The 21,924-nt window shown below is 59.7% G+C and carries 17 protein-coding genes; 4 read left to right on the top strand and 13 right to left on the bottom strand.

Translation table 11 applies throughout. The features are described from left to right. Positions 1 to 3: 3 nt before the first annotated feature. Entirely contained in the window at positions 4 to 1,080 is a 1,077-nt protein-coding gene (locus tag E7002_RS02345) for a site-2 protease family protein (protein WP_303727312.1), read from the bottom strand. 404 nt (positions 1,081 to 1,484) lie between these two features. Between E7002_RS02345 and E7002_RS02350 the strand changes: the two genes are divergently transcribed. Together E7002_RS02350 and E7002_RS02355 are read left to right on the top strand one after the other, a co-directional pair. Further along, on the top strand, positions 1,485 to 1,712 hold the full coding sequence (locus E7002_RS02350) for a hypothetical protein (RefSeq protein WP_303727313.1): 228 nt from the start codon (positions 1,485 to 1,487) through the stop codon (positions 1,710 to 1,712). A gap of 135 nt (positions 1,713 to 1,847) precedes the next feature. After that, positions 1,848 to 1,979 (top strand): hypothetical protein, encoded by a 132-nt coding sequence (locus E7002_RS02355; RefSeq protein ID WP_256210007.1) that lies wholly within the window; start codon positions 1,848 to 1,850, stop codon positions 1,977 to 1,979. Between the two features lie 99 nt (positions 1,980 to 2,078). Here the strand turns inward: E7002_RS02355 and E7002_RS02360 are convergent, their stop codons facing one another. Together E7002_RS02360 and E7002_RS02365 are read right to left on the bottom strand one after the other, a co-directional pair. After that, positions 2,079 to 2,828: a phage tail tip lysozyme gene (locus E7002_RS02360; protein WP_303727314.1), complete on the bottom strand. Its 750-nt coding sequence runs from the start codon at positions 2,826 to 2,828 to the stop codon at positions 2,079 to 2,081. Positions 2,829 to 3,034: 206 nt separating this feature from the next. After that, positions 3,035 to 4,711, bottom strand: coding sequence for an FAD-binding protein (locus E7002_RS02365; RefSeq protein ID WP_303727315.1), 1,677 nt, complete (start codon positions 4,709 to 4,711; stop codon positions 3,035 to 3,037). 224 nt (positions 4,712 to 4,935) lie between these two features. Here E7002_RS02365 and E7002_RS02370 point away from each other — a divergent pair, with 224 nt between their 5' ends. Beyond that, positions 4,936 to 6,441, top strand: coding sequence for a LuxR C-terminal-related transcriptional regulator (locus E7002_RS02370; RefSeq protein ID WP_303727316.1), 1,506 nt, complete (start codon positions 4,936 to 4,938; stop codon positions 6,439 to 6,441). 96 nt (positions 6,442 to 6,537) lie between these two features. Here the strand turns inward: E7002_RS02370 and fdhD are convergent, their stop codons facing one another. The 6 genes from fdhD to E7002_RS02400 form a co-directional block, all read right to left on the bottom strand. Continuing rightward, the gene (gene fdhD, locus E7002_RS02375) at positions 6,538 to 7,359 is read right to left on the bottom strand and encodes a formate dehydrogenase accessory sulfurtransferase FdhD (RefSeq protein ID WP_303727317.1); all 822 of its coding nucleotides are present in this window, start codon (positions 7,357 to 7,359) and stop codon (positions 6,538 to 6,540) included. A gap of 86 nt (positions 7,360 to 7,445) precedes the next feature. After that, positions 7,446 to 8,660 (bottom strand): glycosyltransferase family 4 protein, encoded by a 1,215-nt coding sequence (locus tag E7002_RS02380; RefSeq protein WP_303727318.1) that lies wholly within the window; start codon positions 8,658 to 8,660, stop codon positions 7,446 to 7,448. Positions 8,661 to 8,663: 3 nt separating this feature from the next. Then, complete coding sequence (locus E7002_RS02385) at positions 8,664 to 9,572, bottom strand: formate dehydrogenase accessory protein FdhE (RefSeq protein WP_303727319.1); 909 nt, start codon at positions 9,570 to 9,572, stop codon at positions 8,664 to 8,666. A gap of 3 nt (positions 9,573 to 9,575) precedes the next feature. Beyond that, entirely contained in the window at positions 9,576 to 10,268 is a 693-nt protein-coding gene (locus tag E7002_RS02390) for a formate dehydrogenase subunit gamma (protein WP_303727320.1), read from the bottom strand. Next, a complete protein-coding gene (locus E7002_RS02395) occupies positions 10,268 to 11,158 on the bottom strand; it encodes a 4Fe-4S dicluster domain-containing protein (protein WP_303727321.1) in 891 nt (296 codons plus the stop codon). The genes E7002_RS02390 and E7002_RS02395 overlap by 1 nt, the downstream gene beginning before the upstream one ends. A gap of 14 nt (positions 11,159 to 11,172) precedes the next feature. After that, the gene (locus E7002_RS02400) at positions 11,173 to 14,334 is read right to left on the bottom strand and encodes a molybdopterin-dependent oxidoreductase (RefSeq protein ID WP_369692486.1); all 3,162 of its coding nucleotides are present in this window, start codon (positions 14,332 to 14,334) and stop codon (positions 11,173 to 11,175) included. A 522-nt stretch (positions 14,335 to 14,856) separates the two neighbouring features. Here E7002_RS02400 and E7002_RS02410 point away from each other — a divergent pair. After that, a complete protein-coding gene (locus tag E7002_RS02410) occupies positions 14,857 to 16,536 on the top strand; it encodes an L-lactate permease (RefSeq protein WP_303727324.1) in 1,680 nt (559 codons plus the stop codon). Between the two features lie 119 nt (positions 16,537 to 16,655). On the opposite strand, the gene E7002_RS02415 is transcribed toward E7002_RS02410, so the two are convergent. From E7002_RS02415 to E7002_RS02430, 4 genes are all read right to left on the bottom strand, one after another. Further along, on the bottom strand, positions 16,656 to 17,831 hold the full coding sequence (locus tag E7002_RS02415) for an ammonia-forming cytochrome c nitrite reductase subunit c552 (RefSeq protein WP_303727325.1): 1,176 nt from the start codon (positions 17,829 to 17,831) through the stop codon (positions 16,656 to 16,658). Between the two features lie 290 nt (positions 17,832 to 18,121). Next, the gene (locus E7002_RS02420) at positions 18,122 to 19,444 is read right to left on the bottom strand and encodes a DUF3365 domain-containing protein (RefSeq protein WP_303727326.1); all 1,323 of its coding nucleotides are present in this window, start codon (positions 19,442 to 19,444) and stop codon (positions 18,122 to 18,124) included. A 345-nt stretch (positions 19,445 to 19,789) separates the two neighbouring features. Further along, a complete protein-coding gene (gene dxr, locus E7002_RS02425; protein ID WP_303727327.1) occupies positions 19,790 to 20,989 on the bottom strand; it encodes a 1-deoxy-D-xylulose-5-phosphate reductoisomerase in 1,200 nt (399 codons plus the stop codon). Further along, positions 20,976 to 21,923: a phosphatidate cytidylyltransferase gene (locus tag E7002_RS02430; RefSeq protein WP_303727328.1), complete on the bottom strand. Its 948-nt coding sequence runs from the start codon at positions 21,921 to 21,923 to the stop codon at positions 20,976 to 20,978. Before E7002_RS02430 ends, dxr begins: the two co-directional genes overlap by 14 nt. Position 21,924: the final 1 nt, after the last annotated feature.

The following is a 21,924-nucleotide window of genomic DNA, read 5'->3' on the forward strand; positions in this document are numbered from 1 at the left end:
CGATTACCCCCAATTTCCCAATACGAACCGTTGAATATCCTGATTGAGCATGACCACGAACAGCAGCATGAACAGGGCCATGCCCACCATGCTCAGTCGATTGATGGCAGTTTGCCCCACGTTGCGACGTCGAATGCGCTGGTAGATTTCCACCACGAAGCGCCCGCCGTCCAAAGGCGGAATGGGCAGCATGTTCATGATCCCCAGCGACACGGAAATCATCGCCGTGAACATGGAGAACGAAAGCAGGCCCGCATCGGCCGCGCTCTTCGAGAGCACCGCGATGCCCACGACGCTCGTGGAATCGGAAACCGTCTGAGCGGCCGTTACGGGGTTGAACAACTGCCCCACGGCCATGATAACCATGCCGATGTAGCTAAGCCCCGCCATGATGGCGCGCAGTGGATCTACCTGGATATGCACGGTCTCGCCCGCGGAATTCGTGGCGTCAACACCCACGAACGAATAGATGATCACGAATACGAGCAGGGCAAACAGCAAGTTCACACCCGGGCCCGCCAACAGAATGACGCAGCGCTTCCAAAACGGCAGGGAGCGGTACTGCTTGCTGCGCTCCTCGCTCAGGAATGCCTCCACGTCGTCGAGCGCCGGACGCGGATCGCCTTCCTTGTACGAGCCGCCATCGCACGCCGCCTTCGACGACAACGTACGATACGTGTTGTACTTGTCACGCCCATGAGGGCCCGCAATGGTTCCCCATTCCGAAAGCTCGTCGAGCGCGTGATACGCCTCGTCGTCGGAAATGCCCAGCTCTTGGGCTACGTCTTCCATGTTCACGACGCCACGCTCGCGCACGAAGGCAAGCGTGCCCGCCAAATGGGGGCTCTCCTCGCCCGCTTCCATGCCGCAAACGCGGGCGTAGCCGCCCAGGGGAACGGCCGTCACGCCAAAGCGCGTGCCCTTGAACATGAATCCCACGCGTGGGCCAGGCAGGCCAACCATGAACTCGGTGACGCGCACCCCAAATGCGCGCGCAGCCAGGAAATGGCCACCCTCATGTATGACGACGAGAATGCCAAGCACAATCGCGCAATACAGAATCATCAGCAAGACATCCATGCATGTAATCCTTTCAAGCCCGCATACGGGGCGAATCGCTATGCCCTGCCATTATAGAATTCCGCACCACCACGCGAACAAGCAGCCGCAAAAGCCCACGATACCGTAATCCAGATGATGCAGTTGCCGCCGCGGAGCGCCCGGCGCATCGTTTCGCTTCCGTTCCCATAAACCTAGCCAGCCAAGGCCAAGTGGCCAGCAAACCCACCTGATTTTCTCGGGTTGGCAACATCTTCTATTCGCTTTGGTCTATTTTTCTGTACTTTATGAGTTTACTTTTTTGTACCAATGACTATAATCTGAATCAAATGCAGCACTTAAACGCAACACACACCCTCGTGGGCTTGCTCACGTCAGACACCTATCGCCTGCTTCAGCTCTTAAGCAAACTACAGGTAGGTACGGTGGATGGTGAGCGAGTCCGCGAGAGCCAGGAAGAGATCGCCGAACTCTTCCACGTCAGCAAAGGCAAGCTGAACCCGCTCATGCAGGCATTGGTTGCGGTTGGGTGCATTCAGAAGTACCGCGCGCGCAGCGGCTACGTCGTAACCCCGCTGGGAACCCAAGTGATCGACTACATCGATCAGCTCAATGCCATAGAACAGGAACAGCAGCAATCCAAGCTGGCGTAGGTACGGTAGTTGGGGTTGGCAGCGTGGAGAGGGGCTCCCATGTTCCTATCGTCCAAACGAGTATTTGCGGGTAAGGGAAATCTAAAGCAAGAGCCGTTGTGCCCATATCTCTCAAGCGAGGGTGGGTATCGCAGCATGAATGCAAAACAGCCAGACATGGCCCAAACGGGTCCCATTCCGCGTATCCAGGGCACGGGTCCCATGCGCCCCTTCGCGCGCATGCGCAGCGTAAACGTGCAAGCGGCCATGATGCAGCACCTGCTCTAGCAGCGCGAACAACCGAATAACCCCCTAGGCGCCCGGCGTTCCTCGGCTGGGCGCCTTCTTTTTAGCGTGCCTTCGCACGCCTACCCCCAGGCTGGGGCATTATTCGGCTTGGTTGAAGCCCTCGTAGTAGTCTTCCGCGAACGACTGACGCTTGGAAAGCTGCTGCAGCGACGTGTACTTGCCGCTGGTCAGCTGGCTGGCAATGGAGCTAGAGTCGCTGCCCCCTACGCACCGTTCGTAGGCAAGGGCGAAGTACTCGGTCGCGTCGTCTACGCTCTCGTACGCTTTAAAGGCATCGAACGCCGTGTCGTATCCCGCAAGGTACATATCCAAGGCGGCAGCGTAATCGGCCGCCTCCCCGCTCCCCGACAACTCGCCGTAGGCAAATTCGATCTGCGTACGCGTGTCACTCCATGCTGTGCCCTTGGCCTGCGCATACGCGTACAGGGACTTGAAGCGATCGCCGCTGAGCATGAACAAGCCATAGTATTTCCCATCGCAGGCGTTGGGTTCGAAGCCGCTTTCCTGGCGAATGTTGCCCATGATGGCCGCAACATGCGCAGCATCGAGGCCTTGCGCGAAGAGGTACTGGGAGACGACGTCCTCATCGGCGGCGTCATCATCATCGTCGCCTTCGAGCGGTTCGCTTTCATCGCGAACATCGGTGACAGTCTCGCTTGCGGGCTGGTCATTGGGCTGCTGGGTGCACGTAACGGCAATGCCGGCAACGGCAAGCACCAGAAAAGCCGCGATCACCACAAGCCCCAAGGTCAGGGAACGCCCGGCATTCACGCCCGACGCAGCGTGACGAACGCTCGGACGACGCATCTTACTGCCCTGTGAACCCATATGCTCCCCTACCCCCGAATGGCGTTGGCACGATGATACGGCACGCTAAAGACGTGAACAAGGGACGGAGGTCTGTTCACGCACGCGCGCCCCTTATTCACGCACGCAAAAGGGCCCGCTGCAAGAGTGAACTGGGGTGCAGTTCAGAGCAGCGGGCCCGACATGCAGCCCTGGGAGGGGGCGGGCCGCATATGGAAGGCGAAGCGCTAGGCGCCGAGCACCTGACCGATGGTGTAGCCCATCAGGCAGTTGCGCGTATGCGAGAAGCAGTTCAGATTATGCGGATAGGTGTTGTAGAACATGCCACCCGACGTGAGGCCCGCAGCGAACAGACCCTCGATGGGGTTGCGGTCGTGGTCGAGCACGCGGCACTCGGTATCCACCAGCAGGCCACCCGCCGTGCACAGGCCGTCGGCGAATTCCTTGGTGGCGTAGTACGGAGGCGTGTCGAGCGTCATCATCATGTCACCCGGGAAGTTGAAGTCCTCGTCCTTGCCCGCAGCGGCCATCTCGTTCCAACGCTTCACCGTGGCAACGAGGGCATCCGCCGGCACGTCGAGCTTCTTCGCCAGCTCCTCGATGGTGTCAGCCTGCACGGCGTTGGGGCTCGTTGCGGCGGCAACCCACACTTCCTTGGGGCCATAGCAAGAAGAGCTGGGCGTCCAGATTTTGTCGATCTTCGTAGCCAAGGCGCTATCCACGATGTAGTAGTCGTATGCCTCGGGCTGCGCCTGAATGGCCAGGGCCAAATGGCCATAGGGCTCGTACTCGGGCGTGAAGCGCTTGCCCAGCTTGTTCACGCGCATGTAGGGCATGAGCTGCTCGGGGTCGAGCATGATGGCCTGCGGGAACTCATCTTCCGCCGCACCCACGGCCAGGCCCATCTGATGGCCGTCGCCCGTGTTGCCGAACGCGCCGGTGAGCCAGGATCCAGGCACGCTACGCGGACGGCAGCGCTCCTTGAGCATCTGCTTATTGAACTCGTAACCGCCCGTTGCGAGCACCACGCCCTTGGCGCAGTTGTACTTCTCGTACCCATCGCTGCTCTTCACGATAACGCCCGTAACCTTGCCCGAAGAATCCTGAACGAGCTGGCACGCAGGAGTGTTGTAGCGGATCTGGACGCCCGCCTTCTCCAAGATACCGGCAAGGATGCTCGCCAGCTCGCCAGCAGGATACGGCAGGTTGATGGACGTGTTCCACGAACGAGACAGCGAGGTCTTATCGTACTGCTCGCGGAAGTCGGGGAAATCGCCCGCGGCGAACGTGAGCTTGTAGTCATCGAGATTCTGGTTGTCGAAATGCCCGATATACCAATCCACCGCCTCGCTGCACTTCTCGATCCAATGCTTGTACAGCGTCATGTTGCCCTGGAATGCGCAGTCGAGCATAGCGTCGGCCAGGAAGGCATCGGTGTCGTACGTCATGCCCCAATGCTGATGCACCTTGGTGTTCAGGCCGCCGATGGTAGCGGAATTGTAATTACCCGTGGACTGCTTTTCCACGGCAACCGTATTCAGGCCAGCTTCCGCGCAAGCCAGCGCAGCGGCATCGCCAGCGGGGCCCAGGCCGCACACCACAACGTCAACGTCATGTTCCGCAACGAAGTCGGTGATGGTCTCGGAAACGAAGGCAATCTGACCTTCGCCCGCAGCACCTACCTCGATCTCCTCCACGACGGGCCAAACGGCCTTGCTGGGATCGGTGGTCTGCATGGCCCCCGACGCAGCGGTGGCCGTCGTCTCGGCAGCCTTCTCGCTGGCGCCCTTCGGGCTGGAGCATCCCGTGATACCCATGGCGGCTACGCCAGCCGCTGCCAGAGCGCCCGTAAGGAATCCGCGACGGCTCACGCCCGCCTGCTCGTTGCTGTTCTCTTGGTTCATTCTTCCCTCCTTGTTCTTTGTTGGGCACCTCCCCGTGCCCACTGGTCGCATCATGCCCCCAGGGAATGGGCGAAAGCATCTACCGAAAGGGTAGAAAACCATAAACTCGCAGGTGAATTCAGCGCATTCGCCCAACGTCGGCAATGGCGATGCGCTACTATGGGCGAAAGACAAAGCGACGGACGCATAGCCGCGCCCATCGCATTGCGGGAGGATTCGAACACATGCAATCGAAAGGGACGCATGCGCCAACCCAGTGGGAAGGCGCGCTAGAGACGCTACGCGTAGGCGTAGGGTCCTCTTTCCTGTGGGCTTGGGGCTTTCTGTGCTACCTCAGCCCCGCCATGTTTCCCTCGCAATTCGATTCGTCCACGAACGTGGGCCTCGAGAATGGTTTCTTCGCGTCGCAAGGCGTAGTCGTCCTCTTCGCCATAACGCTCCTCATCGCCTCGCGCTTGCGCACGATTCGCGTGCACCGGGGCGTGCTGCTTGCAGCGGCCCTTGCCACCTGCGCCTCTTCCGTGGGCGTATCGCTTGCGCTCAACGCCAACCTGCAGGGGCTCATGATCGTTTGCGGAGCAATCGACGGTATAAGCGTTACCCTGCTCAGCTGCGCATGGGGCGCTCGATTCAGCCTGGGAACGAAGCGCACGCGGCCGCTGGTGGTTATATCATTCCTGCTCGCATACTTGGAATACCTGGTCGTGCCCCTTATCCCCTCGCCCATCGACGACATCATCATCGTGCTGCTGCCCATAGGGTCCTGGCTGCTCTGGAGGATCGATGCGGGTGCCCGTCACGCCCAAACGTTCGACGTCTTCCCCACCACAACGCAGGCAGGGAAAATGCCGGGCGAAGTAAGTGCAGGCGCGTGGGAGACCCGCCTTCTGCCCTGGCGCCAGATCGCCATCCTGATAGCTGCCTCATTCGTAGGCAACCTGGTGAGCTCGTTCCTCATGGGAACATCGTACGAGCTTGCCACCACGCTCTTCAGCATGGCCACCATCATTTGCGCGCTCATCGCCACCATGTCGCTCGTGCCGCTTGCCTACTCCGATGACACCCTTTCCGTGCCCAGTCTCTACCGCCTTACGCTGTCGTTTACCGCGGTGGGCCTTGTGGGAATACTGGTGTTCGGGGAAAGCGCCTTTGGCGTAGGCGGCATGTTCACGAATGGAGCGGCATTCTTCCTGCAGGTCATCGTATACGTCGTCATCACCCAGAGCGTCCAGGAAGAGGGCCTTTCCCCTCTGCTGGCATTCGTCGTGGGCCAGGCGCTCATTTCGGGCGTCGTGCTCTGCGGGCACCTCATGGGAAAGCAGCTGCCCGCAATGCTACCCGGCGACATCCCCACGCTCTCCGTCATCTGCGGGGCAAGCATGCTCCTGCTGTTCTTCATGCTTATCGCCCAAACGGAAACGCTCGCGTCGACCGCACATGAGGCCCCCGAAAACACCCCCGCTGTGCCAGCAGCGGAACCAGCACAAGAGGAAGCGAACGCAAAGGACGCCCTAGAAGAGCGCATGACGCGCATTTGTGAAGCGAACGGGCTCACGAAGCGCGAAGCAGAGGTATACCGCTATCTGGCGCGCGGACGCAGCTTGCCCTACATTGCCGACGCCCTGTTCGTAACCACCGGCACGGTGAAGACGCACACCACGCACATCTACCGCAAGCTCGGAGTGAGCTCGAAGCAGGAGCTCATGGACATGCTCGAGGAAACGCGCTAGACGCGTGAACAAGGGAGGTATGTTCACGCAGGCCAAGGGCGAACCCCATGACAGCAACGTGAACAATCCTCCGTCCCTTGTTCAAAAAACCGCTCGTTACGAGCGATCGGCAGAGACAATGCCCAAGGGGTCGTTGAACACGCGGAACGAATCGGAATGGGCGCTGCAGATGAGCGTAAGGTCGTAGGCGCACGCCATCTCAACCGTAAGATCGGTGGGAACGGCTTTCGAAATGAGCATGGGAATATGCGCTCGAATGGCCTTCGCCACCATGTCGGTGGGTACGCGGCCGCTGGTGAACACCACGCACTGCGTAAGGTCTACCCCGTCGCGCATAGCGCAGCCAACCACCTTGTCGAACGCGTTATGACGCCCTAGGTCTTCGCAGCAATAAAGAATCTCTTCGCCCTGGGCCAGATAGCAGCTATGGGCGCCATACGTGGCGCGATGCGCGGGCGTATCTTCCTCGAACTTGCGCGAAAGAACAAACACCTGCTCGACCGTCCAGGGAATGGGCTCGAGCGGAACAAGCTCTTCGTCCTTCACGAACATGCTGTTCAGATTGCTGTTGAACGTGCAGCACGTGGCAACGGTATCCACGTGCTCGTGATTGACGTTGGCCTCGCGGTCCTTCAGATACACAAGCACGCGCGTTGCGTGTTCGCACACCATGATCTGGTCCACCTCGTCGACCGAGGAGATCATATCCTCCGTGCGCATGCGACCCAGAACGAGTTCGATCAGATGGTCGGCCGAACACATGAGACGCATGGTGAGTTCGCCATTCACGAAGACGCGCACGGCGTTTTCGGTCTGAAGAAGCGTGGATGTGGAGGTGCGGGAGCCGTCGGCATACACGTTCGTGCACGCACGGTCTTCCTGCTGGTTGATATCATGAGACGCATCTATGGCCTGCATGTCCGCTCCTAAAGTAAAGGCACTGCTGGGCAGAAACTGCGCACATAATAGCGCATTGCAGCAGAGCGGACCAGGGGAAAGTCAATTTACGCGAACACGTCACGGATGCGAGCGCACAGCCCATCCCATGACACGGCAGTGGTGTCGAATGCGGCATGCGGCATTGCTGCCGCCTGGGCCAGAGCGGCCGCCAGATCGTATTCGAATTCGGGAAGGTCACCCTCGTACGGCGTGTCAACATCCACCATGCGTGGGGGCTTCACGTACAGCACGGGCGCGCCGGGGAGCGAGGCCTGGAGCCACGGACGAATGCCCGGAAGATCGGTTACCACAACCGTGCAACCGCAGGCGAGCGCCTCGATGACCACCAGGGGCAGGCCTTCGTAGAACGAGGGAAGCACGAACACGTCGGACGAACGGTACAGCGAGACGAGCCGTTCCTGCGACACCTTCCCCTCGAAGATGACCTCGGCCGAGCAGGAATGCGACTGCGCGACGATGTGATCGTATTCCGCCTTATCGCTATACCCGCCAACCAAGCGAGCCTCCACGTGGTCGTATTCGCCGGATTCCGAAAGCCAGTTCCTATCGAGGCAGTTGAGGGCGTTAAGCAGCTGCGATACGCCCTTCTTCCTCCAGATCTTCCCCACGTAGGCAATGCGCAGCGTGCCGTCGGAGCGACGCTCGACGCTACCGGGCGAAAACACCTGGGCATTGTAGCCCGTACCCACCACGGTGATGCGCTCGCGCGGAATGCCATAGACCTCGACGATTTCATTGACCTGGGCGTCGTGCAGGGAAAGCACGTGATCGAGGCGCGCCACGCCCGCGCGGATGTAGTCGCGCTCGAGCGGAATCTGACGCATCTGGCGAATGTCGGTGCTGTGGCTCACGGCCGCAATGGGGCACGACCAATCGCGATGCGCCATGACGGCGCACGCCAGGTACAGGTGATGGCAAATAACCAAATCGGGCTGGAAGGTTTCCAACACGTCATCGAACGCCCGGTTGAAGGCGTCCTTGAACTGGGTGACCATAAGCGGCGTGAGGTCGCGGTAGCGCGTGGCCTCGTACGGCATCACGTCGCTCATACCCACCACGGGGAACGGAAGCTCTTCGGTTTGGAACACCACGGGGCGGAAGAGCACGCCCTGCGGAAAAGAGGGGCGCTCGCCGGGAGCGATGCCGGCCACAACGGCCTGCTCCGCTCCCATGCGAGCGAACCCGCGAACGAGTTCTGCAAGATACACGCCACTGCCCGTGCTATCGGGCTTTTGAGCAGTGATATGCAGAATGCGCATACGCTATGCCTCTTTCTCTACGCGAAAGCGCGGGTCGAGCGCCACGTGATCGAGGCGCGCCATGACCACGTCTTCCACATCCATGCAGGGAGCGGTCTTGATGTCGCTTTGGAACACCACGCGCTCGTACTGGCCGCAATCGTCGCACTTCTGCAGACGATGGGCCGAATCGCCCTCGATGTGGAAGTAGTGCAGGTGACCCTGGTTCTTCTGGCCGCACACGCCGCAGCGAATGCGCTCGTAGGGCCACTGGCAGCCGCACGACGAGCAGAACTGCTCGCGGGCGCTGGCGCCCTGCGCGCCACCATCGTGAACGATGGAGGCACCGGCGGGCGTTCCGCACACGGGGCAAGCCACGGGGGCATCGCCCGCACGACGGTTCACCTCGTCGCCCAGAGCAGCCATGACGGCTTCCTGGGCAACCTGCAGATAGGGACGCAGCGCAGCGCGAACGACGAGCGCCGCAACATTGGCGGGCAGTTCGGCGGGAACGTCGAACTCGTCGATGCGCACCAGGAAGTCCTCCAGGAACGCCATGGGGTCACGCCCCGCCAGGGAAAGGTCGGCCTTCTGGCAGAACGCTTCCCAGTCGTACGCGGCGAGCGCCGCGGCTGCCTGCTCGGCAAAACCCGCGTGCTCGGCCATGTAGGCGGCAACCTTCGCGGCAAAACCCGAAAACGACGCGGCGTCGATGGAGATGGGGGCATGGACCAGAGCGGCCTCGCCTCCCCAGTACCAGGCGCCGGCGTCTTCGGCGGCGGGCGCCTCGTAGCCGCATTCCGCAGCTACGAGGTCCGCCTGCTCCTGCTGAATCGCGAAGAGCCCTTCGAAGAACTCAAGCCGTGCCCGGTCTGCCGCATTGGCATCGTTGGCATATGCCATGGCGGCTTCGTGAACAAGCTTCAGATCCATAAACTACTTCTCTTCCCGAACGACGATGTTCTTACCGTCTTCGATTTCCTTGCGGGCCCAGAAGCCCCAGTGGTACAGAGCGTCGGACTCGGCGACTTCGCCCTTGCCGAACATCAGCTTAATGGTACCGCGATAGGGCTGGAATACGCCAGCGCCCAGGTAGATATGGGCAACGACGAAGATCACGAGCAGCAGGAAGAACAGGTCGTGGATGAAGCGCATGACCTGCAGCGTGCCCGCATCGGCGTTGAACACGCTCGTGCCCAGCCACAGCACCACGCCGGAGATGGCCATGAGGATGCCACCCAGGATGAGCATGCCGTCGGCAATGCGCTGGCCGCTCTTTACTTCGTCCTGGTCGGGCATGTGAACGCGTTTCGGCCCAAGCATGTAGGGCACGAACTTCACGACGAACTCGACGTCTTCCTTGGTCCACTTGGCGAAGTACTTGGCCAGGAACTCCTTGAACCCGCCGGGAGCGGCAATGGCGCTCACGATGGGAGCCAGGATGAAGATGCAGCCCACCACGCGGTGGCTGATGCGCATGCCCTGAGCCAGGCCGGGGTTCCACGCGGCAAGCGCGGGAACGAACACGAACAGGCCACTGATCATGAGCCAGATGCAGCTGAACACGACGATGCCATGGGTGACGCGCGTCTGCAGCGAATGGCGCTTGATGTAACGTTTGGTTGCCATTATCGCTCACCAGCTTCCTTGTCGATGTGCTTGATAACCTCGCCGGTCTCGACGTCGATGACGTCGTGAGCCTTCTCGTCATAGCGCATCTCGTGACGCTTGTAGCCAACGCCCGTGAGGAACGACAGGCCCAGGCCGGCAACGAGAGCGGCGGCGCCCACGCCCGTGAGCGGCTTCATGAAGCCAAGGGCGTCGACCAGGCCGTTGCGCTCGGGGTTCTCGGGCAGCTCGTACTGCGAGATGGGGTACTTCAGCACCATGATCTGGTGCGTGCCACCCACTTCGGTCTCGCCATACACGCGGGCATCCGCGAAGCCCTTGGCCTTGAGCACCTCGACGCGCTCGTGCGCGATCGCAAGCATCTCGTCGCGGTCGCCGAACTGCAGCGCGCCAGGCTGGCAGGTGGACACGCAAGCGGGCTGACGGCCCTGCTTGATGCGGTCCACGCAACCGGTGCACTTGTTCACCACGATGCCGCCACCCGCGACGTTCACGCCCGTGTGGCGCGGTACGTCGAACGGGCAGGCGCTGCGGCAGTACTGGCAGCCGATGCACTTGTCTTCGTCAACGGTGACGAAGCCGGTGGACTCGTCCACCGAAAGGCAGCCGCTGGGGCATACGGAAACGCAGCTGGGGTTGCTGCAATGCATGCAGGAGCGCTGACCAAATGCCCAGTTCACGCCATACTTCTTGCCGTTGTCGGCCTCGTTGTAGGTGACGATGCGGCGCGTGGTGCCGTTCAGGTCGATGGGGTTCTGCAGCGAACCGGTGAACTCGCCGGCGTTGTATTCCAGGCTGGAAGGGAGATTGTTCCACGTCTTGCAAGCTACCTGGCAGCCTTTGCAGCCAGTGCACTTGGACGAGTCGAACAGAATAGCTTTATCGCTCATTATCGTATCCCTCCTTATGCCTTCTCGATGTTCACGAGGAACGCCTTGTATTCCGGAATGAAGCTGTTCGGGTCACCGACGTTGGGCGTCAGGTCGTTGGTCAAATCGCTACCCGTGAAGGTGTTGGCCCAGCCCCAGTGGTGGATCATGCCGATCTCGTGCACGGTCTCGCCGTTAACCTGCAGTGGAACCAGACGACGGGTAACCATCGCGTACATCTTGATGTCGCCACGGTTGTTCCAGATGCGGACCATGTCGCCATTCTTGATGCCCTTTTCGGCTGCCAGCTCTTCGCTGATCTCGCAGAACTGCTTCGGCTGAGCTTCGTTCAGCGCGGGGCAGCAATGCGTCTGGCCACCGGTCTGCCAGTGCTCCGTGATGGAGTACGTGGTGGCAACGATCGGGTACTCGCTGCGGTCGCCGCGCTTGACGCTCGGGTCCTCCGCGAACTGAATCATCGGGGACTCGTTGCGGCCATTCAGGATGTTGTCCGTGGGGCTCTCGTAGGGCTCGTAGAACTCGGGCAAGGGCATGTCCTTCATGCCGCTGCTGAACAGACACGCGTTCTGCTCCCAGCGCATGAAGAACGCCTTGTTGTTCGGCTCGACCTGAACCGTTGCGCCGCTGGCGTCGGTCTTGGTGGCGGCGAAGTCAGGCACGTCGTTCGTGATCCAGGAGTTGTTGGCGCTATCCCACTTCACGGCCACCTTATCGGGGTTCCACGGCTGGCCGTTCATGTCGGCAGACGCGCGGTTGTAGATGATGCGGCGGTTTGCGGGCCAGCTGAATGCCCACTTCGGATGCAGGTAAATGTTGCCGGGGTCGTCCTGGCCACGACGTGCCACAGGCTGCTGAGCCGGGTCGAGCGGAGCATCGTTGTTGTTGTAGAAGCCGCTGTAGATCCAGATGCCGCAGGCGGTGGAGCCGTCAGCTGCCAGCTTCGCGAAGCCGGACAGCAGGTCGGGCTGGTTCTTGTCGAAGTCGCTGGTGGCCACGTTGTAGCCGTTGAGCTCCCAAGCGACCTTGCGGAAGTCCGCTTCGCCGTCGGTCTCGTAGTCCCACTTGACTTTCGTGATGGGCTCGGGGCAGACGCCGCCTTCCTCGTTGTAGAGCTCGACCATCTTCTTGTGCAGCAGGTTCATGATCTGCAGGTCGGTCTTGGTATCTCCCTGCGGCTCGATGGCCTTCTGACGCCACTGCAGCAGACGACCAGAGTTCAGGATGGTGCCGGGCTTCTCCACGATGGAGGCAACGGGCAGGAAGTAGCATTCCGTGCCAATCTTGGTGGCGTCCATGTCGGGCGCATCCCAGAAGCTGCCGGTTTCCGTCATGACGATGTCGGCATTCACCAGCCAGTCCAGGTTCGCCAGGCTCTGGCGGATGGACTTGGTATTACCACCGGAGTGAGCCGGGTTCTGACCCAGGGCGAAGTAGCCCTTCATCGTGCCCTCGGCCATGTGCTCGAAGGTGCGAATGCTCGTCCAGTTGCCGGGCTTGTGAACCTTGGGCAGCCAGCCGTAGCCGTAATCGTTGTCGAACGTGGCGTTCTCGCCGAACCAGCTCTTCAGGAAGCTCACCATGAACTTGGGCTTGTTGGTGTAGTAGCCATCGGAGTAGGTCTCGTGAGCGCACCAGTCAGCCAGCGTGGGCGTGCTGTCCGCGTCCGGCCAATGCAGGTAGCCGGGCAAGTCGGCGGGCATGATGCACATGTCCGTGCAGCCCTGTACGTTCGGCTCGCCACGCAGGGCGTTCAGGCCACCGCCAGGAACGCCGACGTTGCCCAGCAGCAGCTGGACGATGCACATCGCGCGGGCGTTGTTGGCGCCGTAATGATGCTGCGTCTGGCCGATGGCGTACAGGATGGTGCCGGCCTTGCCGGGCTCGCCCGTGCTGGTGTACAGCTCGTAGACCTGCTCGAGCGTTTCGGCATCCATGCCGCAGATGCTGGCAACGGTGTCGATGGTGTAGCGGGAGTAATGCTCCTTCATCACCTGGTACACGCAGTTGGGATCCTGCAGCGTGGGGTCCTTCTTGGGGGTCTTCAGCGTGGGAGTGTCGAAGTGGGGCACGCCGTCCTTCGAAACCCAGCTGTAGGTGCCGGTCTCGGAGGTGTCCCATTCGGTCTCGGAATCCGTCTGATAGCCCCACGTGGTGGTGACGTAGGATTTCGAGGACTCATCCCAGCCCGTGAACTCGCCCGTGGTGGGGTCAAAGCTAAAGTCGGGATTGATCAGGTAAGAGATGTTGGTGTAGTTGAGGCAGTACTCGTGCTGCCACTTGTCATGCTCCAGGATGTAGTTGATCATGCCGCCGTAGAAGGCGATGTCCGTACCGGAGCGGATGGGGCAGTACAAGTCGGAAAGGGCGGCCGAACGCGTGTAGCGCGGGTCGACGACGATCCACTTCGCGCCAGCATCGAGGGCGCGATTGACCCATTTCATGGAAACGGGATGATTCTCTGCGTTGTTGGAACCGCAGGTGAGGATGACATCAGCGTTAGCAAAGTCTTCCCAGTGACTCGTCATGGAGCCACGGCCGAATGAAGGTGCCAGACCGGCAACCGTAGAGCTGTGTCAAACTCGAGCCTGGTTATCAACCGCCACCAGGCCAAGCGAACGCATGAACTTCAGGATGAGGTATTCTTCCTCGGAATTCTGCTGAGAGCCGCCCAGGTGGCCAATGGCCTCCAGACGGTTGACCGTCTTGCCGTCTTCATCCTTCTCGATGAAGTACTGGTCACGCGTATCCTTCACGTGGCGGCAAATCTCGTCGATTGCCTGCTCCCAGGTGATCTCTTCCCACTCCGTGGAGTACGGGCGGCGCACCATCGGCTTGTACACGCGGTTGGGGTTCGGGATGATCTCGCCGGTCTTGTCGTCAACGACCTTGATGAGCTGGAACATGGTCGCGCCCTTCGGGCACAGGCCACCTTCGTTGATGACGTGATCGGGGTCACCCTCGATGTTGATGAGCTCGCCGTCGCGAACCGAGCAGATGACACCGCAGCCGCCAGAGCAATAGCAGCAGATGTTGGTGTATTCCTCGGTGTTCACGAGTTTCCAGCTATCGTCGGCATCCATGGCGAATGCTTCGGAAGCTGACGAGAGCTCATAGGCCATGGAGCCGGCTAGCGCCAGCGCAGAGGCCTTGAAAAAGCTACGTCTCGTTAGATCCATGCTTTCCCTTCCTTTGCTTCTTCTCGTCTTACCTTCTCTTTCCACTCAAAGCGCACCACGGCACAGTGCGCCCAAAAGTGTCGAAAGGATTTATACGGCATGGTTACGGGAAGGGGAATCGCATCAACGGTATTATTTTTCGCACGCGCGCCCCCGAACGGGGGTAGCACGAAGGGTGCTACTATCGATTACCCAGATAGATATTATTTTCACTTCTGATAGAGCATGATATGCGGACAAATTGAATAGGTCGCGGAGGGCGTAATCCATGCTTTTCACAAGCCCACAGGCGCCCATTTCCTATGCAGGTAATGCGACTTCCTTACTCTCCGAATAGCGACATAATTCCTCCACTCTCCAGATTCTTTACACAGAACTGGAAATGTGTGGTAACGCACATCGGACGATTTCCACCGCTGGCCGCAAAGAGTGGGTTGCAAAAAAGGGCTAACGATAGTATTACCCCACGCGCAACGCCCCCTCTGCTGCGCGTGGCAGTGCAGTTTTCGAGAAAGTTAGTTTATGTTTCAAGCGTTAACCGATCCGGTTGCAGGCAATCTGGGGCTTTCCGCCCTCGTAGCCTGCGTGCCCCTGCTCACGTTCTTCGTCATGCTCATTGGCGTGAAGGCAAAGGCGCACATCTCGGCCGCCGTGGCATTGGTCGCCGCGCTCATCGTAGCCGTCGTGGCATTCCAGATGCCCGTTGGATACGCTCTCATCTCCGCAACGCAAGGTGCTGCGTTCGGCGCATTCCCCATCGTATACATCATTCTTCTTGCCGTTTGGTTCTACGAGGTTACGGTCCGCTCGGGCCGCAGCGAGGACCTGCGCAGGTTCTTCGACAAGGTTGGCGGCGGCGACATCCGCATCCAGGCCATGCTCATTGCCTTCAGCTTTGGCGGCCTGCTGGAAGCCCTGGCTGGCTTCGGCGCCCCCATCGCCATTACGGCAACCATGATTCTGGCCCTGGGCGTAAAGCCCAAGCGTGCCGCCCTGGCCGTCATGCTAGCCAACACGGCTCCCGTTGCGTACGGCGCCGTGGCAACGCCCATCACCACGGCTGGCAACATGGTCGCCGGCGGCGATGCTTCCGTTGCAAGCGCTACCGCCCAACACGTTGCCGCCATCGTAGGCTACCAGGCTCCCCTGTTCGCACTGTTCGTACCGCTGCTGCTCGTCATCATCCTCGACGGCAAGCGCGGCGCTCGCGAATGCTGGGTTCCCGCCATGGTCGTGGGTGGCTCCTTCGCCATCACGCAGTGGTGGTGCTCCAACCACTTCGCCTACGAGCTCACCGACGTCGTGGCCGCACTCGTGTCCATGGCCGCGCTCGTGGCGTTCATGCGCTTCTGGAAGCCCCGTGGCGTCGAAGAGGTGCGCAAGGACTTCGGCCTGCCGCCCGTAACGGCAGACACCGCCAACGAGCTGAACGGCACGCGCATCTTTATGGCGCTCGTTCCCTACATCGTAGTCGTGCTGGTGTTCGGCATCTGCAAGCTGGGCATTCCCTCGCTGCTCTCCTCCACCGACATCAAGATCGCCTGGCCCGTCATTTCGGGTGGCACCATCCTTTCCGCTGCCGGCAAGGACCCGGGCACCACGTTCACTCTCAACCTGCTCTCCACGCCCGGCACCATGCTGCTCGTTGCTGGCATGATTTCGGCTCTCATCTACACGATCTTCAACGAAAAGGGCCGCTACCAGATGTCGATGGGCGCAGCCGTGCAGGAACTGGGCAAGACGTGCTATCGCATGCGCTTCTCCGCCCTTACCATCGTGCTGGTTCTGTCCCTGGCTTACGTGATGAACTTCAGCGGCCAGACCATCAGCATCGGCGAGTTCCTGGCAGGCGCAGGCCCCGCGTTCGCGTTCATCTCTCCCCTGCTCGGCTGGGTTGGCACCGCCGTTACGGGCAGCGATACGAGCGCAAACGCCCTGTTCTCGAGCCTGCAGTACTCTGCAGCCCAGGCGAACCCGGCTCTGGCGAACGTTACGCCCGACCTGTTCCTAGCTGCCAACACCATGGGCGGCGTCGTGGGCAAGATGATCAGCCCGCAGTCGCTGGCCATCGCCGCCGTTGCCACCAACGAGCACGAAGCCGACATCATGAAGAGCGTTCTGCCCTGGAGCGTGGGCTTCCTGGTAGTGCTCTGCTGCCTGGTGTTCCTGCAGTCCGGCATTCTGAGCTTCATCCTGCCGTAGCGTAACGATAATCACTAACGCAGAAGGACCCCCGACGCGATAGCATCGGGGGTCCTTTCGTTTGGGGTATGCAACAAAGGCAGACGCCTCTACGGCTTTGCGGGAAAGCCGCCAACGTTCTAGATTAAACCCCTACCTTCATCGATAGAAGCATGAGCCTTTGCAAGCAGCCCACTGGAATCGACCATGGCAATCTGGCTGCCAGCACTTTCATACGGCCCCGTGATCATTACCTGGTAATACCACGTTGCTCGTGCGTAATCCTCCTTCGCCTGGGCAATGGCATCCTCGCTCATAGACCCCGAGGCGATGGCATTCGAAAGGTCGGTTCCATAGCTATCGATATCCGCCTTAAGCGTATCCAAATCAGACGCGAAGGCGCTTTCCTTGGCGCGCACAAAATCGACCATAGCCTCCGTGCTCTCGATGCCCTGGCTCTTGTGGCACGTTAGGCAGTAATTAAGAGAGTCCTCGCTCTCAAGCGGACTGTTTGCGCTGAAATGGCTACGATACGACTTGCCTGTTTCCTCATCCGTCGTCTTGGGCATATGGCAGTCTACGCACGTTACGCCCATCTGGTAATGCGTCGTGCCCATGTACCCTTCGATATTGGCATGCACCACATAGCTCTCCGGAAGGCCAAGATCGTTCTCGGCAAAGTTAACGCCATCCTCATAGGCGCTCTTGAAAACGGCGTCCACATCATTGCCGTAGCGATACGGCTTGAACGTTTCCAAATCTTCTTCGGTCTTGATGCTGCTTCGGTAATCGTAGCTGTTATGGCATTGCGCGCATACCGCCATCTTAGGGTCGAGCTTGTCGGCAAGCCCCTCGCCCAGCGCCTGAAAATACACAAGCTGAGGCGATACCGTGGCGGCAGAAGGCGTGCCATTGTGACACATAGCGCAATCCCAGTACTCGTCATTGACTATGCTACGCGCTTCCCCGTTGTACACATTTCCGTATGCAGCGGCACCCTGCTGAGCATAGATTTCATTAAACTTGGAACTCTTGCAGGAAATGCATCCGGACTTCAGGTTCAACTTCTCAAGCTGGTCGTCGGATAGTTCGGGCACGATATACTGGCCCGTCTCCTCATCGTATTCACTCGTAAACACACTCATGGTTCCATCGGCATTCCATTCGATGTCCCCGTTCGCATCGCGCATAACGGGCCGCTCGCAAATATCCCGCAAGTTCGAAACAGTATGACCAATGGTGAAGCCCTTTGCATTGACACGCGTCTGCTGGCTCGACTGGTATTCGAGAGGAAATTCCTCAGCGTACTCCGCCATTGTTTTCATTTCGCTTGCAGAATCCGTTCCGGCACTCGTTGAACGCGAACGCGGCCCATTGCCGCACCCAGCCACAAACAGAGCCAACGCTAAAACGGCGATAAGGGCCAAGACGCCGACAGAGATGCTCTTTCTGCTCATGTGCATTTTATCTCCCTTCTCCTAAGGCACCCTCGACTCCGATGGATAGCGAACCCCGCACATCGTCCACCCCGGAGCCAACCGAAACAACCCTATCCCCCACCTCGAAACGAAGCCATAAACAGGAGATTGAGAAAGCTTGACACTTGTTAATCATGTACGGCGAACGTGTAGCCCTCGCCCCAGATAGTGAGTATCACCGTTGGATGAGCGGGGTCATCTTCGATTTTCTTGCGTATGCGCCGCACGTACACTGCAAGGCCCACCATTTCGACGCTATACTCCTCGCCCCACGCTTCTCGCACCAATTCCTGCTGAGAAACGACCTCGCCTGCGCGTGAGGCAAGCGCAAATACGATACTGAACTCCTTGGGCGTTAGGGGCACTGCCTGCCCACGCTTGCTCACCGCGTACTTGGCGCGATCGAAAACGAAATCGCCAACGCTGAACGGCTCGAACACCCGACGAGACATTTCCTCTCGCTCCGCCTTAAGCCGTTCCAAGGCTCGCGTTTTATCTTCCCGTTCGGCAGCAAGAGCGTCGGAAAGGGTTGCGTTTATGCGCTCCAATTCAACCGTGCGCTCCTCAACGCGCTTTTCCAAACCGGAATAGAGATCTTCGATTTCATCCGCCATCCCATTGAAATCGCGAGCAAGGGAAGCCACCTCATCGTTGCGCCGCGGCACTTCGACGCGATATGACGTCTCGCCTTCGGAAAATCGCTTCGTCGCCTTCGACATGGCAGATACGGGCTTCAGCACGACTTTTTTCACTATTGCAAACATGGCCACAACTGCCACGATCAGGCAAGCAAACGAGATGACGAGCCAGCTGGCAAACTGCCCCTCCGACTCCCCGTAGTAGACGTCCATGGATTCGCTAATGCTCAAGGCGCCTGCCAGGTCACCAATTGCATACCCTTCCTTCGCGTAGCCAAGCGCATCGCGCTCGCCTTCCGGCCCTCCATGGCATGACAGGCACGACTGGTCGATGCGCACGGGTCTCATATAGCGATACAGCTCATCGCCCGTGGAAGAATCAATGGCGCCATATGACGTAAGAAGAGGATTGGCTTTAAATTGCTCCATTGCCTCGCGCTCAAACGAATCTGGCTCGTCAAGAACATTGCGGGGACGCAGCGACGTATAACGAATCGAGCTCGTAGAGACATCACTGAAATTCGCAGCAACCGATTTAACCGAGATGATGCATATATAGCCACTGGAGGAAGACCCTTGAGATGCATCGGCAGAGATGGCGTCTTGATGCGTCTCCACGTAATCCCAAACGGCCTCCATCTGGTCGGCAAGAGCAGTTGCCTTTTCCGTGGCGGAATCGTAGGCCTGGCTTCGGCTCTGCTGGAACGCAATCGCCATGCCAGCAGAGGAAAGGACGACTACAACGATGGCAAGATGAAGAATCAGGCGGCCCTGAACACCAAACCCCTTACCCCGAGACCACGAACGAGACATGAAACTCCCCCGAAACTAATCCAATCTCATTCAGTCACGATACCCGTTCCCGCGCGCAAGAGAATGCGAAAACGCAAAGATGAACAAATATCAAGGAATGAAATCGATGCAAGGGACGCCACGGCAACGAGAATCTGCCGTCTCGTTTTTCCGGAAAAACGACGAGGCCAATGCAAGCGCATGAACGTTTTCCCAGTTCACAAAAGACTCAGGCGATATTCAGCCTGCAAATCATGCCAAATGGCACGTTTTTCCAGAAAAACGTAAGTGGCATTTTCCGCACCGATACATCCGCGACGAGAATCTAGCGGCCCAAACAGCAAGGCCAACGGCAGCTGGCAAGAACTACTGCACGGCAATAAACCCGCGAGCTGCTTCGCGCGACGCGGCGTCTACGGCCGCGAGCTGTTCCAGGCTTTCCACGGCAGCATTCACATGCGCATCCATAACGCGCTCGACCGTTTCGGCAATGCCCAGGTAGCTGCACTCCCCTGCCAAGAACGACGCAACGGCAACTTCGTTGGCTGCGTTCATGGCACACGGAAGCGTGCCACCCGCCGTACCTGCCATGCGGGCAAGTTCAAGGCAGCGGAACGTCTTGGTATCGGCCGGATAGAACTCCAAGCTTCCCAGCTTCGTAAAATCGAGCGGCTCTACGGGAGCCTCCCAGCGCTTGGGGTAGCTAAGCGCAAACTGAATGGGAATGCGCATATCGGTGGTGCCCAGATGCGCCTTCACGCTGCCATCGGTGAACTCCACCATGGAATGAATGGCGCTCTGCGGCTGCACGACCACCTTGATGCGGTCGTAGGGCATGTTGAACAGATGATGCGCCTCGATAACCTCGAGGCCCTTGTTCATGAGCGTGCTGCTGTCGATGGTGATCTTCGGGCCCATGTTCCACGTAGGATGCGCGAGGGCCTGCGCAGGCGTAATGTCGGAAAGCTCGCTGCGCGTACGGCCGCGGAACGGGCCACCAGACGCCGTCACCCACAGGCAGCTGACTTCCTTGCGCTCTTCGCCCAACAGACACTGGTAGATGGCCCCGTGCTCGCTATCGATGGGCATAAGGGCGCCCGCAGGGCCCACAGCAGGGGCAACGCCGCTCGCGCGACGCTGGGCGTCGACCTGCGCGGCAAGCGGCATGATCAGGTCGCCGCCAACCACCAGGGATTCCTTGTTCGCCAACGCAAGCACCTTGCCCGCACGCAGCGTTTCATAGCTCGCACGCAAGCCAGCTGCACCCACCAGGGCGTTCACCACAATATCGACTTCGGGCAAGCGAACCAGGGAGACAACCGCGTCCATGCCCACCGCATAGTCGAGACCAGTAAGGTCGGCGGTAACTTCGGGAGCTTCTTCCAGACCACATGCCACATACGTGGCACCGCATGCGCGCGCCTGTTCGATCATGGTATCGACGCGCCTGCCGCACGCAAGAGCGACGACCTGCAGTTCGCTAGCGTGCTGCCTTGCCACATCGAGCGTTTGAACGCCAATGGAGCCGGTAGAACCAAGAACGGCAATACGCTTACACTGCGACATAGGGAATGCAACCTCCAATAAGAAGCAAGATATACGCTGCCACCGAAGCGAAGAACAACGAATCGCATCGGTCGAGCAGACCACCGTGACCAGGCATGATAGTGCCGGAATCTTTCACGCCCACATTGCGCTTGATACGGCTTTCGGCAAGGTCGCCCACCACGCCGGCACCACCGCACAGCACGCCAAACAAAATGGCCATGGGAATGGGCATGGTGACGCCCGGAATGAATGACATAACGCACCACACGCCGCCCGATACCACTAGGCCGGCGATAAGGCCTTCCCAGCTCTTCTTGGGGCTAGTGCGTGGCGCGAGCTTGTGCTTGCCAAACTTGCTGCCAAACAGATACGCGGCAGCATCGTTGAACCAGATGCTGCAGAACACCACGAGCAGAATGACGCCACCCCAGGGTTCGGGGACGGAATGACGCAGAAGAATGAGGCTGGAAAGCAGCATGCCCGTATAGCCAGCACCGAAGAAGCTGATGGCAACGTCGCCCACACGGGCGCGCATCCAGTACACGTACCAGATGAACAGGGCCATCATGTGCAACACGGCAACCAGGGCAATGCCCGTGAGACCCCAGAGCCACATGGCAACGGGGTACGCCACGGCACCCACCACGCCAATGGTCTCGTTGGGAAGCTTCGCATCGGCGCGCATCATGTAATAGAACTCGCCTGCGCAAATGCCCGACACAAGCGACAGGTACACCACCGTGGTGATGTCGGTTGCCAGCACGGCGAGAATGGAAACGAGCACGTACACCAAGCCCGTGCGGAAGCGCACCTGCAGGCTGGTAGCGTTCTTGAAGCGATCGGGCGTCTTCTCGTAGGCAACCTGCTTGGCCTTGTGCGGAGCATTGCTCACTGCACGCCGCGCACGCTGCCCACGCGTCTGCTCTTCGGCCTCGAACGAGTTACTCGACACG

It is taken from the genome of Denitrobacterium detoxificans, assembly GCF_015062615.1.
Taxonomy (GTDB): Bacteria; Actinomycetota; Coriobacteriia; order Coriobacteriales; family Eggerthellaceae; genus Denitrobacterium; species Denitrobacterium detoxificans_A.

What these genes read in the sequence shown, in the direction of transcription:
- E7002_RS02345 (WP_303727312.1), bottom strand. Translation starts at nt 1,080, where the DNA reads ATGGATGTCTTGCTGATGATTCTGTATTGCGCGATTGTGCTTGGCATT.
- E7002_RS02355 (WP_256210007.1), top strand. Translation starts at nt 1,848, where the DNA reads ATGAATGCAAAACAGCCAGACATGGCCCAAACGGGTCCCATTCCGCGT.
- E7002_RS02360 (WP_303727314.1), bottom strand. Translation starts at nt 2,828, where the DNA reads ATGGGTTCACAGGGCAGTAAGATGCGTCGTCCGAGCGTTCGTCACGCT.
- E7002_RS02365 (WP_303727315.1), bottom strand. Translation starts at nt 4,711, where the DNA reads ATGAACCAAGAGAACAGCAACGAGCAGGCGGGCGTGAGCCGTCGCGGA.
- E7002_RS02370 (WP_303727316.1), top strand. Translation starts at nt 4,936, where the DNA reads ATGCAATCGAAAGGGACGCATGCGCCAACCCAGTGGGAAGGCGCGCTA.
- fdhD (WP_303727317.1), bottom strand. Translation starts at nt 7,359, where the DNA reads ATGCAGGCCATAGATGCGTCTCATGATATCAACCAGCAGGAAGACCGT.
- E7002_RS02380 (WP_303727318.1), bottom strand. Translation starts at nt 8,660, where the DNA reads ATGCGCATTCTGCATATCACTGCTCAAAAGCCCGATAGCACGGGCAGT.
- E7002_RS02385 (WP_303727319.1), bottom strand. Translation starts at nt 9,572, where the DNA reads ATGGATCTGAAGCTTGTTCACGAAGCCGCCATGGCATATGCCAACGAT.
- E7002_RS02390 (WP_303727320.1), bottom strand. Translation starts at nt 10,268, where the DNA reads ATGGCAACCAAACGTTACATCAAGCGCCATTCGCTGCAGACGCGCGTC.
- E7002_RS02395 (WP_303727321.1), bottom strand. Translation starts at nt 11,158, where the DNA reads ATGAGCGATAAAGCTATTCTGTTCGACTCGTCCAAGTGCACTGGCTGC.
- E7002_RS02410 (WP_303727324.1), top strand. Translation starts at nt 14,857, where the DNA reads ATGTTTCAAGCGTTAACCGATCCGGTTGCAGGCAATCTGGGGCTTTCC.
- E7002_RS02415 (WP_303727325.1), bottom strand. Translation starts at nt 17,831, where the DNA reads ATGGCGGAGTACGCTGAGGAATTTCCTCTCGAATACCAGTCGAGCCAG.
- E7002_RS02420 (WP_303727326.1), bottom strand. Translation starts at nt 19,444, where the DNA reads ATGTCTCGTTCGTGGTCTCGGGGTAAGGGGTTTGGTGTTCAGGGCCGC.
- dxr (WP_303727327.1), bottom strand. Translation starts at nt 20,989, where the DNA reads ATGTCGCAGTGTAAGCGTATTGCCGTTCTTGGTTCTACCGGCTCCATT.